This window comes from Arcobacter cryaerophilus gv. crypticus (assembly GCF_002993025.1).
GTDB lineage: Bacteria > Campylobacterota > Campylobacteria > Campylobacterales > Arcobacteraceae > Aliarcobacter > Aliarcobacter cryaerophilus_B.
The window spans coordinates 1-13,720 of record NZ_NXGI01000002.1 but is presented as its reverse complement, the minus strand read 5'-3'; the positions used below and the strand labels follow the sequence as shown (position 1 = coordinate 13,720).

The window sequence follows — 13,720 nt, the reverse complement described above, 5'->3', positions numbered from 1 at the left end:
AAAAAATAGGAGAAAGAAATGAAGCTAGTAATAAACAAATCTACTTTTGAAAATGTTGTAAGTCAAATGCAACCATTTTTAGAAAAAAAAGATTCAAGTGCAATTACATCTCATTTATATTTAGAAATTGCAAATAGCAAAATGACTATAAAAGCTACTGACTATGAAATTGGTCTTGAAGTTACAATTGATACTATAAGTAATTTTGAAGATGGAAAAACAACAGTAAATGGAAATAATCTATTAGGATTTATTAAAAGATTAAAAAATGAAGATATTACTTTAGAAACTAGTTCAAATAACTTAATAATAAAACAAGGTAAATCAATATTCAAATTACCAAGTTATGATCCAAATGAATATCCAACTATAAACAAATATGAAAATTTAAAAGATTTAACTATCTCTACAATAAATTTTATAAATTCAATCAAAAAAATATCTCCAGCAATAGATAACAACAATCCAAAGTTTGAATTAAATGGAGCATTACTAGATATAAAAAGCCAAAAAATAAACTTTTGTGCAACAGATACTAGAAGATTAGCAATGAATAGTTTAGAAAATATGTCAAATGAAGAAGTTCAATTAATTATTCCTAAAAAAGCTATTTTTGAAATTCAAAAACTATTTTTGGATAATGCAAAAATATCTTACGATAATACAAATTTAGTAATTTCAAATGAAAATACAACTTTCTTTACAAAACTTATAAATGGAAAATATCCAGATTATGAAAGAATTATTCCTTTAAATCTTAAAAATAATCTATATATTCCAAAAAATATATTTATTGAATCTATAAAACTTATTACATCTTTAAATTCAAATATAAAAATTACATTTACAACTCAAGCTATTATTTTTGAATCTTTAGATACAGATAGTGTTGCAAATACACAAGTTGATATAGATTTAAATATTCCAAATGATTTTTATATAGCAGTAAATGCAAAATATATTTTAGATTTTTTAAGTATGACAACAAGTGATAAAATTAAAATAGGATTTAATGAATCAAATCTTCCATTTTATTTAGAAGATAATAAATTTATCACAATTGTAATGCCAATAGTTTTAGAAAAATAAAAGGAAAATAAAATGTCAGATTATGGTGCTAGTAATATTAAAGTTTTAAAAGGTCTTGAAGCTGTTAGAAAAAGACCAGGGATGTATATTGGAGATACAAATATAAATGGTCTTCATCACTTAGTTTATGAAGTTGTTGATAACTCAATAGATGAGGCAATGGCTGGATTTTGTAGAAATATTAAAATAACACTTTCTAAAGATGGATGGGCAAAAATTGAAGATGATGGAAGAGGAATTCCAACTGCAATTCATCCAACGGAAGGAATTAGTGCAGCTACTGTTGCTTTAACAGTTCTTCATGCTGGTGGAAAATTTGATAAAGATACATATAAAGTTTCAGGTGGACTTCATGGAGTTGGGGTTTCAGTTGTAAATGCTTTATCAAAACATCTTAAAATGACTATTTATAGAGAAGGAAAAATTCATTATCAAGAGTTTAAAGAAGGAATTCCTCAAGGAGTTTTAGAAGTAATAGGAGATAGTCCACGAAAAACTGGAACAACTATTGAATTTTTAGTAGATGATACTATTTTTGAAGTTTTAAAATATGAATTTAATATTCTTAAAAAAAGATTTAAAGAAGTTGCTTATTTAAATCCACTTATATCTATTACGCTTGAAGATGAATTATCTAAAATCAAAGAAGTTTATCACTTTGAAGGTGGTATTAAACAATTTGTTGCTGATTTAAATAAAGATGCAGCTTTGTGTGATGTTATGCACTTTAGTGATAAAGTAGATGGTGTAGAAGTTGACATTGCTATGATGTATAACGATACATATATTGAAAAAACTCTATCTTTTGTAAATAATATTAGAACAATTGATGGTGGAACTCATGAAGCTGGATTTAAAGCAGGACTTACAAGAAGTATTTCTAAATATCTAAGTGAAAATGCAGCTGCAAGAGAAAAAGATGCAAAAATAACTGGAGATGATGTAAGAGAAGGTTTAATAGCAGTTGTTTCTGTAAAAGTTCCAGAACCTCAGTTTGAAGGACAAACAAAAGGAAAATTAGGAAGCTCTTATGTAAGACCAATTGCTCAAAAACTAACAGCTGATAACTTAGATAAATATTTTGAAGAAAATCCTACACAAGCAAGAGCTGTTATGGAAAAATCTTTGATGGCGGCACGAGGAAGAGAAGCTGCTAAAAAAGCAAGAGAACTAACTAGAAAAAAAGATTCTATGAGTGTTGGAACACTTCCTGGAAAACTTGCAGATTGTCAAAGTAAAGATCCAACTATAAGAGAGTTATATCTAGTGGAAGGGGATTCAGCTGGAGGTTCTGCAAAACAAGGAAGAGATAGAGTTTATCAAGCAATTTTACCTCTAAAAGGGAAAATTCTAAATGTTGAAAAATCAAGACTTGATAAAATTTTAAAATCTGATGAGATTAGAAATATTATTACAGCTTTAGGTTGTGGAATAGGTGAAGATTTTAATGATGAAAAAATTAGATATCATAAAATAATTTTTATGACAGATGCCGATGTTGATGGTAGTCACATTCAAACTTTACTTTTAACTTTCTTTTTTAGATTTTTAAGACCAGTTATTGAAAAAGGTTATTTATATATTGCTCAACCACCACTTTACAGATATAAAAAAGGTAAAAGTGAGATTTATTTAAAAGATAATGGAGCATTATCTGCTTATTTAATTGAAAATGGTTTACAAAGTTTTGAGTTTGAAGGTATGGGATATAATGATTTACTTGATTTATTTAAACAAGTAGCAAGATATAGAGCTATGTTAGAGCAATTAGCAAAAAGATACTCTTTGATTGAAGTTTTAAAATATTTAATTGAAAATAGTGATTTAGTAAATTTAGATTTTGCTACTTTATATGAAAAAGTTAAAATATTTTTAGAAGTACGTGGTTATAACATACTTTCAAAAACTATTACTGAAACAAAAATTCAACTTTTTGTTCAAACAAATGCAGGACTTGAAGAGTTAATAATCGATGAAGAACTTTTTGCATCACCTTATTTTAGTGAATCTACATTTATTTTTACTAAATTAAAAGATAGAGATTTAACACTATTTAATGGTCGTGATTTAATTGAACTTCTTGAAGAGATTGAAAGTTTAGCAAAAAAAGGTGCATATATTCAAAGATATAAAGGTCTTGGAGAGATGAATCCTGAACAACTTTGGGAAACAACTATGACACCTGAAAATAGAAGACTTTTAAGAGTAAAAATTGAAGATGCCGAAGTAGCAAGTGATACATTTACTCTATTTATGGGAGATGAAGTAGAACCACGAAGAAACTACATAGAGTCTCACGCAAAAGATGTAGAACATCTTGATGTTTAAGCTAAAGATTTAACTCTTTAGCTACTCTTTGTGCTATTAAATAGCCATGATTTAAACTGCTAGAGATAGAACCTTCGTTTATAGAAGTTATATCTCCAGCTAAATATAAATTTTTACAACAACACTCAAAATTTTCATCAAAAACTGGTTTAATATTATTATCAAAATTTACACCACAAATTTTTAAAAAATCAATTGGGGCTGTTCCTCCTATTGCATAAATTACTCTGTTGAAATTTTGACTTTCACCATTTGAATAGTTTACCTTTACAAATCCATTTTCATCTTCTAAAGAGTTTATATCGCAATTTAATTTTATAGTTAATTTTTTATTAACTTCAAACTTTTTTAACATTTTTTCATTTGTAGGATTTAATCTTGAAAAAGACTCTTTTCTATATGCCAAAGTTACAATATTTTCATCTAAAGCTAAAGAGTAAGCATATTCAGCCGCACTATTTCCACCACCTACAACTAAAATTTCCTCATTTTTTGAACAGTTATCAAGATTAAAATTTACATTTTTTTGAATTTCAAGAGGTATTTTATAATCTGGTTTATTTGGTTTTCCCATTTTTCCAATAGCAACTACAACATTTTTTGCTTTTAAAATATCTGATTTTAAATGAACTTCAAAGATATCATCTTTGTTTTTAACAATTTTTTCTACTTCACTATTGTACAAAGGTTTTATATTGTGTTTTTCTAATAAATCTTCAAAATAATCCAAAATTTCCTCTTTTAAACCACCATCAAAATTAATATTTCCAAGAAGTTCAATAGTTTGATTTCTCCAGTTTTTATCAACTCTTTTTCCATCTTTATAAAAACTTCTTATTGTGTTAAAAAAATTATTACTTTTTTCAACAATAGCAATATTTTCGATATTTTTTATTTTTAACTCTATAGCACAACTTAATCCTGAAACTCCAGCTCCAACAATTACTGTATCAAATATTTTTGAACTCATTTTTAACCTTTATAAATATATTTGAATTTTATCTTTATTTTCGTAAATTAGCTTTATAAGAGATATTTGGATAGAATAATTTCAAAAATTTTAAAAAAAAGGTTACTAAATGGAAATAAAATATGGTGAAAAAGAGATTTTAGAGTTTGATATAAATGACAAAGAAAACTTTTGGCCAAATGAACATGATAAAAATTATATAATTGATATAGAGTTACCAGAATTTATGGCAAAATGTCCAAGAAGTGGTTACCCTGATTTTGCAACTATCAAAATTCAATATACACCAAATAAAAGAGTTATTGAGCTTAAAGCTTTAAAAATTTATATAAACTCATTTATGAATAGATATATTTCTCATGAAAATTCAGCAAATGAGATTTTTGATACACTTCTTTCAAAACTAGAACCAAAATGGCTTAAAGTAATTGCAGATTTTAAACCACGAGGAAATGTACATACAGTTATTGAAATAGATAGCTCAAAAATATAAAAAGAGAATAACCTTGCAAAGATTGGTAACCACTTCAGAAGCTTCAGAGATTTTAGGAATCTCTTTGCAGGGTATTCACTACCGTATTAAAAAAAATCAACTAAAATCAGAAAAAAAAGATGGAAAAATATTTGTTTATATAGATGAAGAAACTATAAAAAGTAGTTTAAAAAATGATAAACAAAATAGTCAAGAAAATATTTTTGAAAGAGTAATTCAATCAAAAGATGAGCAGATAGAAATTTTGAAAAAGTCTATAAAATGGATGAAAAATCAGCATTTTATGGAGATAAAAAGACTCGAAAAAAATCAAAAAAGAATTATAGAAGTTTTTAATAGTGAAATAAAATTGTTGCAAAGTGCTTTTAATGAAATGAGAGCAATATATAAACCTCAAATTGAAAATCAAAAAAATGAGAAAAAAAATGAATTTATAACACTACAAGATTTTTTTATTATTTTAAAAAGAGCTTCAAAGAGTGATTTGGAGATAAAAAACACTATTTTAAATGCTGTAAAAAATGGTGACAAAAGATTTATTTATAATAAAAATAGTAAAAAACTTTTAATTTTAAATGATAGTTTTGAAGATTTGATTTAAGAAGTACAAAGTACTCCTTTCCAGATACCCAAACACAACACTAAAAAAGGTGCCTTGCTATGTTCCCATCCTGGGGCGTTGTCTTTAGAAATGCTTGAAAGGGTCTAAAAAGGAGCATTCAAAACACTTTTGTGTTCTCAATGCTACTTTTAAAGATTGAGATTTTAGCTAATATAACTTTAATATATAATAAAAGAGAAAAATGACCTATTTATTACTTTTTATTTCAGCATTTGCAAGTGCAACTTTGCTTCCATTTGGAAGTGAAGCAATACTTATTTACAATATTAAAGAGGGTTTAAACATCTATACTCTTTTGTTTGTTGCAACTTTTGGAAATGTTTTAGGCTCAATTTTGAACTACTATTTGGGTTTAAAAGGTGAAGAGTATTTAGTAGATAAAAAATTAGTTAAACAAAAATATATAGATAGCTCCAAAAGATATTTTGATAAATTTGGAGCTTTCTCTTTACTTTTTGCATGGTTACCAATAATTGGTGACCCAATTACTTTTATAGCTGGAGTTTTGAGATATGATTTTAGAAAATTTCTTGTTTTAGTAGTAATTTCTAAGTTTTCAAGATATCTTTTTATAGCTTTGGTAATTTAATTACTATAAATCTTTTTCCCAAGAGATAAATGCCCAAGTTAAACCATCATCTTTTTGTTTTAATTTATAAGTTGTATTAAAATACTCTCTTAATATTTTTTCCTCTTTTTTAGATATTTTTCCCAAACTCCATTTTAATCTTTGAATAAACTCATCTTCATTTTGTGTATCAAACTTTTTGCTACTTGTTTTTATAAAATCAACTTTTGCAAATATTCGCATACTATGAAGAGTATTTAAAAGATATATATAATCAGGTCGTGGAACAATATCTCTTTTAATTTGAGCCAAAATCTCAATATCAATAAAACTTCCACCTACTTTTGTAGTTAAATAGACTCTTTTATTTGCTTTTTCATTTAACTTTTCTAAAGCTTTTTTTATATCTTTTACTTCCATTGATCTACTAGCAATTACAATATCAGCATTTGGAACATCTTCCCATGAATCTTCCCAAGATTTATGAATGCTTACTAAATTTTCAATTTCTTTCTCTTTTGCATTTTGGTTTGCAAGTTCTAACATAGTAGTTGAGTAATCAAGTGCAAAAACCTCTTTTAGCTTTGGTGCAAGAGCTAAAGATATAGTTGCAGGACCACTTCCAACATCAAGTAAAGTTTCACAAGCACTTATATCAACTCTTTTTATAAACTCTTTTATATATGGACTATTTATCACATTTTGATTAAAGTTTTGAGCTTTTTTATCCCAATCACTACTACTTTTACTTTTAAAAGTAGAGTTTTTCATCTGTTTTTTGTATAGTTTAGAAAAATCTAATTTATCTAAATTTGTTTTTATAAGTGCCATTTTATTTTAATCCTTTAAATTTTTTTAATAGTTGGAGTAAATGCTTTTGTACTTACATTTACTTTTTCACCTATTGTTAGGTTTTTAGCTTCCATATTTGAAATTACAATTTCTACAATTTGTTGCCCAATAGCTACAATAGCAATATTTATAACATCAACTTTTATAATATCAAGAAGTTCGCCTTCAAAACTAAACTTTTGACTTCCTTGAGTTTTAAGTAAAATTTCTTTTGGCAATCCATCATCTATAATTTTTCCATTACTCATAACTAAAACTCTAGATGCTAATTTATACATCTCACTTGGATCGTGGCTTACCATGATAGTTGTAGTTTTAAACTCTTTGTGAAGTGTTAAAATCTCATCTTGAAGTTTTAATCTCATGTGAGGATCAAGAGCTGAAAGTGGTTCATCCATAAGAAGTATTTTTGGTCTTTTCATTAAAGCACGGCAAAGACTCACACGCTGTTTTTGACCACCACTTAAAGAGTTTGGATATCTATTTTTAAGTTCATATAAATCTGTTAAGCTTAGAAGTTGTTTAGCTAAATCTTTATCTTTTTTTACATAAAGCAAATTATCAATTACACTTAAATTTGGAAATAGTGCATAATCTTGAAATACAAAACCTATATCTCTTTTTTGAATAGGTTTTTTAAGCTTTTCATTTAACCATATTTCACCATCTACAATAATCTCTCCAAAAGCATCTTCAAGACCAGCAAGAACTCTTAAAAGTGTAGTTTTTCCACTTCCACTAACTCCACTTAATGCTACAAATTCACCATCTTGTAAAGATAGATTTATATCTAAATTCATATTTCCATTTGAACCGTGAAGCTCTTTTTTTATATTTAAACTTATCATTTAGAAAACCCTATCTTTTTTTGGTTGCCATTGAAAATATATACTGCAAGTAAAGTTATGAAACTAAGAATAATCATAATTAAACTATAAATATGTGCATTTTTATAATCCATGATTTCAACAAACTCATAAATTGCAATTGCAGCTACTCTTGTCTCATTTGGAATACTTCCACCAATCATCAAAACAACTCCAAACTCTCCAACAGTATGAGCAAAAGTTATGATTAGAGCTGTTAATAAAGATGGTTTTATATTTGGTAAAGCAATAAATAAAACGGTTTTAAATTTGCTTTTCCCACTAATATAACTAGCTTCAAGCATATTTTTATTTAAGCTTTCAAAACCACTTTGAAGTGGTTGAACCATAAAAGGAAGACTGTATATACAACTTGCAATTATTATTCCATATAGATTAAATACCAAACTAATACCAAACTGCTCTTGAAAAAATTGACCTATTGGTGAATTATGTGATAATCCCCAAAGAAGATAAAAACCCAAAACAGTTGGAGGAACTACAAGTGGCATTGTGCAAAGTGCTTCCAAAAACGGCTTTATTTTTGATTTACTTTGTGATAAATACCAGCTAAGTGGTAGGCACAGAATAAACAAAATTAAAGTAGTAATAAATGCTAATTTAAATGAGAGTATAAATGGAGCATAATCTACATTTAATAAATAATCAATCATTCAAAACCTTTAAAATCGATAAATCACTAGCTTTTATCAAAATATTCACAATATCATCTTTTTTTAAATCAAGTTTAAGGCTTGAGCTTTTTGTGATTATGCTTTCGATAAATGTATCATTTATTTGTAATGATAGATAGCTTAAAAGCTCCCCATTTTCTATATCTACAATTTTTGCAAGAGCTTGATTTGAAAGGCTAATATCTTCTATATATTTTTTTGAAATTGCTACATTTGTTGGTTTTACCAAAAGTTCAACTTTTGAGCCAATTTTTAAATCTTTATTGAGTTCTAAACTCATCATTTTTAGTAGAATATTATTAAAATCAAACTCTACAATATTTAAACTATCTTTTGTTTTGATTTCCTTAACTTTTGCAATCATAATTTACTTCTCTATCATTTTACTAAATATCCAAATTTAAGAAAAATATCTTTTGCTTCTTTGCTTAGAATGAAATCATAAAAAGCTTTTGCTTCTTTGTTTCCTTGAGCTCTTTTTAAAATAACAACTCCTTGATCAATTGGAGTGTAAAGTTTAGAATCTACACTTATCCAGTTTATATTTTCTTTATATTTTGACATTTTTTCATCATATAAAGATGATTTTGCTATAAATCCAACATCAGTTGCAGTTATTGCATAAGTTACAGTTTGAGATATAGATTCAGCATATACAAGTTTATTTTCAATTTTTTCTTTTAAATTTGCATTTTCAAAAGCTTCCATAGTTGCTCTTCCATAAGGTGCTGTTTTTGGGTTTGCAATAGCTATTTTTTTTATATTTGAATCTTCAACTATATTAATACCTTTTTTAAAATCCAACTCTTTAGAGCTTAATATTGCTAAACTACCTTGAGCATAAATAACAGGTTTTGTAATAGTTAAACTATCTTTTTCTAAAGCTTGTGGAAATTTCATATCAGCACTTAGGAAAACATCAAATGGAGCTCCATTTTGAATTTGAGCTGTAAATTTTCCACTACTTCCTAGCGTTACTTCAACTTTTGTATCTGGATTTGTTTTATTAAACTCTGCAATTAACTCATTTATTGCATAAGAAACATTTGCTGCAACTGCTACATTTATTGTTCCTGCAAAAACTGTTGAGCATAAAATCGCAAATATTAAAACAATTTTTTTCATAATATTTTCCTTATTTTCCAATCATAATATCAGATGCTTTTATGATAGTATTGTAAAACTAACGAAAATATTAGCTTTATATTACTTAAGAGATAGTGATTAATTTTTTAAAAATTATTGTAAAATAAAATGGTAAATAAATAATTGAAAAGATAGTTTTAAATTAGGGAACAAATATGCAGATACACGAGCTTTTATTACACATTCTTCCAGTAGTAATTTTTAGTTTTATAATAGGTTTGGAAGTAAGAGCCTATTTGACAAAATTTCATGAAAATGATGCTAGAGTTTTTTTTGGAACTACTAGAACTTATGCTTTTTTAGGAATTTTAGGATTTATTTTATATGAAATTGAGCCAAAGAATTTTTCACTTTTTATAGTTGGGTTTTTGTCTATTACTCTTTTATATTCAATTTTATATAAAAAAATGCTAGAAACAGACAAAAATAGCATACTTTTATATATAGTCTCAATAATTGTATATAGTTTTGGACCTCTTGTAGGAATATTTCCTCTTTGGGTAAGTGCTTTAGTATTTGTATTGGTTATATTTTTGTTAAACTCAAAAAATAGAATTTTAACTTTCCATCCAAAAATAAATATCTATGAGTTAGAGACTTTTGGTAAAATTATTTTGCTTTCAGCAGTTGTTTTACCACTTCTTCCAACTGATAACAATATCCCATATTTAGGAATATCTTTATACAAAATCTGGCTTACCGTTGTTGTAATCTCTACAATCTCATATATAAGCTATTTGGTTCAAAAATATATTTTCCCATCAAAAGGTGTTTTATTGACTGGTATTTTGGGTGGTGCTTACTCTTCAACTGCTACTACAGTTGTATTATCAAAAAAAACACAAGCCGTAGAAGATACAAATATGTTTACAGCTTCTATAATAAGTGCAACTTTTATGATGTATTTACGACTTATTATAATAGCTGCTATTTTTAATCTTGAGGTGCTTAAAGTTGTTGCTGCACCATATGTAGTTTTTGGTTTTATTACTTTGCTTATATCTTTTGTTTATTATAAAAAAGCAACAAATGAAACTTCTACAATAGAGACAGAAGATAAAAATCCTTTGGAGTTGGGAACTGCTTTTGTATTTGCAATTTTATTTATTGTTACTATGTTTATTACAAATTTTGTAGTAAATAATTATGGAACAACAGGATTAAATATCTTATCTTTTGTTATAGGAATGACTGATATAGACCCTTTTATTTTGGCTTTATTGACTGGAAAATACAATATTGATGCAGCTGCGGTTGCAAGCGCTATGTTGATTGCTACTGGAAGTAACAATATTTTAAAAGCAGTATATGCAGTTTGGTTTGGTAAGAAAAAAGCGGTTTCAAGTGCTTTTTGGCTTATTTTCTTAGGAGTTGCAACAATAGGTTCTGGTATTTATATTTAATATTTTTACCTATTGTTACATTTTGTTTAAATTTTTAAATAAGTTTTTAAAATAAATGTAAATAAAATAAACTTTTGTTATAATCCACCATCTTTTCGATTAATAACTGATGAGTATAAAACTTACAGCAGAAGTTTAACTAAAACACTATACTCATCACTTATTGATTAAATATCTATTTTCTTAAAATAATCACTAGTTTTTTTAATAAATTCAAATCCATATCATTTTTCTTTATATCACCTATCGTTATTGATTATTTGACACAAAATAACTATTCGTGATATTATGCCAAAAATTATAATAGAGAGCTAGATTATGATAAAAAGATTGTTTAATCGAAATGATAATATTGCGATTTTAATCGCTGGGATTTTTTCAATAATTATTGGTCTTGGAGTTGCAAGATTTGCTTTTACAGGTCTTATTCCTGCTATGCTTGATGATTATTTGACTATCAAATTTGTTGGAATTTTAGCTTCACTAAATTTTGCTGGATATTTAAGTGGTTCTATTTTTTCAATTTTTGTAAAAGATATAAACTTCAAAGTATATTTATATAGATTTGGTATTTTTTTAGCTATAACTACAACTTTTATTTTGGCATATAGTGACAATAATACACTTTGGATGATAGGAAGAGTATTAGCAGGATTTGCTGGTGCTATGTGTTTGATTGTTGGAACATCTATTGTTATGCAAAAACTTACAATAAAAAGTAAAACAAAAGCTATGGGAATACATTTTAGTGGAATTGGTTTTTCTATTTTAACAACAGATTTATTAGCAAGATTTGTGTTAAGTTTAAATTATTCTTGGAGAGATAGTTGGGCTGTTTTAGCTGTTTTTGCAATCATTTTATCTTTGTATAGTGTTTATATTTTATCATTTGATAAAGAGGTAAAACAAAATGCAGTAAAAGTAAAGTTTGATATCTCTATATTTACTCCTTTTGTAATAGTTTTAATTATTGCATATTTTACAGAAGGTGTTGGATTTGTGGTACAAGCTACATTTTTACCAGATATTATAAACAACCTTAAAGGTCTTGAAGGTTATGGAAGTCTTACTTGGACTTTGGTTGGAGTTGCTGGAATTCCGTCTTGTATTATTTGGATGCTTTTAGCTCATAGATTTGGAAGTTCAAATATTATTATAATAGCTCTTTTGCTTCAAGCAGTTGGGATTTTAATACCTGCTTTTAGCTCAAATATCTACTTAAATCTTTTAAGTGGAGTTTTATATGGAGGTACTTTTATAGGACTAGTTGCACTTTTTATGAATCTTGGAGGTCAGCTATCACGTGGAAACCCTGTTGTTTTAATGGGAGCAATGACATCTTCATATGGAATAGGGCAGGTGATAGCACCACTTTATAGTGTATATTTTATTGAAAAATATGGAAACTATGATTATGCATTATATCTTACAGCTTTTATTGTTTTGGGAGGAGCAATTTTGCTACTACTAGCCAAAAAATTTGAGCCAAAAGATATAGAGTAGAAACTCAAATAAACCTAAAATAACTCTTTATATAAAAAATAAGTAAAAAAATTTAAAAAATTATCAAAAAATCACCCCAATGGGTGATGTATTAATTTTTTTATTTCGCTAAAATATTTAACTTTATTATTAATAGGAGATAATTATGGCAAATTTAGCACAAATACAATCAATTGCACAGGGGCAATTTTTTGTAAAAGATTCTCTAGGAAATTTAACTGAGTTAAAAGTAGGTGACACTGTATCTTTAAATGATACAATAGTTGCTGCAAGCTCAAATACAGATTTATCAAAAATAGAAATACTTTTTGATACAAATGAATTAGTAACACTAAGTCAAGGTGAACAACTTTTAGATACTACTTTACTAGCAAGTACTTTTGGAAATGAAGAGTTGGCATTTGATAAACAAGAAGTAGATGAAACTCTAAATGCTTGGAATAATGCACAAGATGGTGATGCAACAGATATGGAGACAGCAGCAGGTGATGTAACAGAACAAGCAACAAATGCTGGTGACGAAAATGCACAAGATGGAGGAGCTTTAAGAAGTAAGTTTAACTCAAGAGATGGTTCTTCAACAAATGTTGAGAGTGATTTAAGAGATACTTCTTTTGGTGGAGGAAATACTGAAGAGCCTCAAGAACAAATTCCAACTGAACTTTTAAATCCAGTTGGTACTACAACTCCAGGTTCTATACCTGGAACAATAACTCCATTTACAACAACAGTAACAGTAACAGCAGAGCCTGTAAAAGAGGGTGAAGAGATTGTATTTAATGCAAGTGTAACAAATCCTCCAAAAGAAGATTTAGTAATTTCAGTAAAAGATAAAGATGGAAATGAAGTAACAACAATCAAAATCCCAGCTGGACAAACTACAGGTTCAAGTGATCCAATTAAAAACCCAAATCAAGATGATGTATTCGTAGATCCAGAAACACTAGAATATACAACAGAAGTGAAAAGTGGTGGAGATGAGTTTGAAGAGCTAACAATTACTCCAAATGTAGATGTAGAAGTAACAGATACAATAGACGAGATAATAGTAGGTATTACTACTGAGAATGTAACTGAAGATAAAGATTCAATCTTTACAATTAGCATTAATAAACCAGTAAGCAAAAATGTAGAAGTAATATTAAGTAATGGAGACACTGTAATAATCGAAGCTGGAGAAACATC

Annotated in this window: 14 protein-coding genes; 8 read left to right on the top strand and 6 right to left on the bottom strand. The window is 27.2% G+C overall.

The window, feature by feature from the left end; genetic code table 11:
- The first annotated feature begins 18 nt into the window (after positions 1-18).
- Together dnaN and gyrB are read left to right on the top strand one after the other, a co-directional pair.
- Complete coding sequence (dnaN, locus tag CJ670_RS00440; RefSeq protein ID WP_105938444.1) at positions 19-1,089, top strand: DNA polymerase III subunit beta; 1,071 nt, start codon at positions 19-21, stop codon at positions 1,087-1,089.
- Between the two features lie 12 nt (positions 1,090-1,101).
- On the top strand, positions 1,102-3,417 hold the full coding sequence (gyrB, locus tag CJ670_RS00435; RefSeq protein ID WP_105938443.1) for a DNA topoisomerase (ATP-hydrolyzing) subunit B: 2,316 nt from the start codon (positions 1,102-1,104) through the stop codon (positions 3,415-3,417).
- Position 3,418: 1 nt separating this feature from the next.
- Here the strand turns inward: gyrB and CJ670_RS00430 are convergent, their stop codons facing one another.
- On the bottom strand, positions 3,419-4,387 hold the full coding sequence (locus CJ670_RS00430) for an NAD(P)-binding domain-containing protein (RefSeq protein ID WP_105938442.1): 969 nt from the start codon (positions 4,385-4,387) through the stop codon (positions 3,419-3,421).
- Positions 4,388-4,502: 115 nt separating this feature from the next.
- Here CJ670_RS00430 and queF point away from each other — a divergent pair, with 115 nt between their 5' ends.
- The 3 genes from queF to CJ670_RS00415 all read left to right on the top strand — a co-directional run bounded on the left by queF (position 4,503) and on the right by CJ670_RS00415 (position 6,091).
- Positions 4,503-4,880, top strand: a complete 378-nt coding sequence (gene queF, locus CJ670_RS00425) for a preQ(1) synthase (RefSeq protein WP_165785168.1) — start codon at positions 4,503-4,505, stop codon at positions 4,878-4,880.
- A 13-nt stretch (positions 4,881-4,893) separates the two neighbouring features.
- A complete protein-coding gene (locus CJ670_RS00420) occupies positions 4,894-5,481 on the top strand; it encodes a DNA-binding protein (RefSeq protein WP_105938440.1) in 588 nt (195 codons plus the stop codon).
- A gap of 202 nt (positions 5,482-5,683) precedes the next feature.
- A complete protein-coding gene (locus CJ670_RS00415; protein ID WP_105938439.1) occupies positions 5,684-6,091 on the top strand; it encodes a YqaA family protein in 408 nt (135 codons plus the stop codon).
- A gap of 3 nt (positions 6,092-6,094) precedes the next feature.
- On the opposite strand, the gene CJ670_RS00410 is transcribed toward CJ670_RS00415, so the two are convergent.
- From CJ670_RS00410 to modA, 5 genes are read right to left on the bottom strand one after another with little or no spacing between them, the layout of a single operon-like run.
- Positions 6,095-6,901: a class I SAM-dependent methyltransferase gene (locus CJ670_RS00410; protein WP_105938438.1), complete on the bottom strand. Its 807-nt coding sequence runs from the start codon at positions 6,899-6,901 to the stop codon at positions 6,095-6,097.
- A gap of 14 nt (positions 6,902-6,915) precedes the next feature.
- On the bottom strand, positions 6,916-7,770 hold the full coding sequence (locus tag CJ670_RS00405) for an ABC transporter ATP-binding protein (protein ID WP_105938437.1): 855 nt from the start codon (positions 7,768-7,770) through the stop codon (positions 6,916-6,918).
- Positions 7,767-8,462: a molybdate ABC transporter permease subunit gene (modB, locus tag CJ670_RS00400; RefSeq protein WP_105938436.1), complete on the bottom strand. Its 696-nt coding sequence runs from the start codon at positions 8,460-8,462 to the stop codon at positions 7,767-7,769. Before modB ends, CJ670_RS00405 begins: the two co-directional genes overlap by 4 nt.
- On the bottom strand, positions 8,455-8,847 hold the full coding sequence (locus CJ670_RS00395; RefSeq protein WP_105911812.1) for a TOBE domain-containing protein: 393 nt from the start codon (positions 8,845-8,847) through the stop codon (positions 8,455-8,457). The genes modB and CJ670_RS00395 overlap by 8 nt, the downstream gene beginning before the upstream one ends.
- Before the next feature lie 14 nt (positions 8,848-8,861).
- A complete protein-coding gene (gene modA / locus CJ670_RS00390; protein WP_105938435.1) occupies positions 8,862-9,608 on the bottom strand; it encodes a molybdate ABC transporter substrate-binding protein in 747 nt (248 codons plus the stop codon).
- Between the two features lie 176 nt (positions 9,609-9,784).
- Here modA and CJ670_RS00385 point away from each other — a divergent pair, with 176 nt between their 5' ends.
- The 3 genes from CJ670_RS00385 to CJ670_RS00375 all read left to right on the top strand — a co-directional run.
- On the top strand, positions 9,785-11,032 hold the full coding sequence (locus CJ670_RS00385; RefSeq protein ID WP_105938434.1) for an MgtC/SapB family protein: 1,248 nt from the start codon (positions 9,785-9,787) through the stop codon (positions 11,030-11,032).
- A 321-nt stretch (positions 11,033-11,353) separates the two neighbouring features.
- Positions 11,354-12,535, top strand: a complete 1,182-nt coding sequence (locus CJ670_RS00380; protein ID WP_105938747.1) for a YbfB/YjiJ family MFS transporter — start codon at positions 11,354-11,356, stop codon at positions 12,533-12,535.
- Between the two features lie 145 nt (positions 12,536-12,680).
- Positions 12,681-13,720 (top strand): immunoglobulin-like domain-containing protein (locus CJ670_RS00375; RefSeq protein ID WP_207763594.1); only part of this gene is annotated, 1,040 nt, incomplete at its 3' end.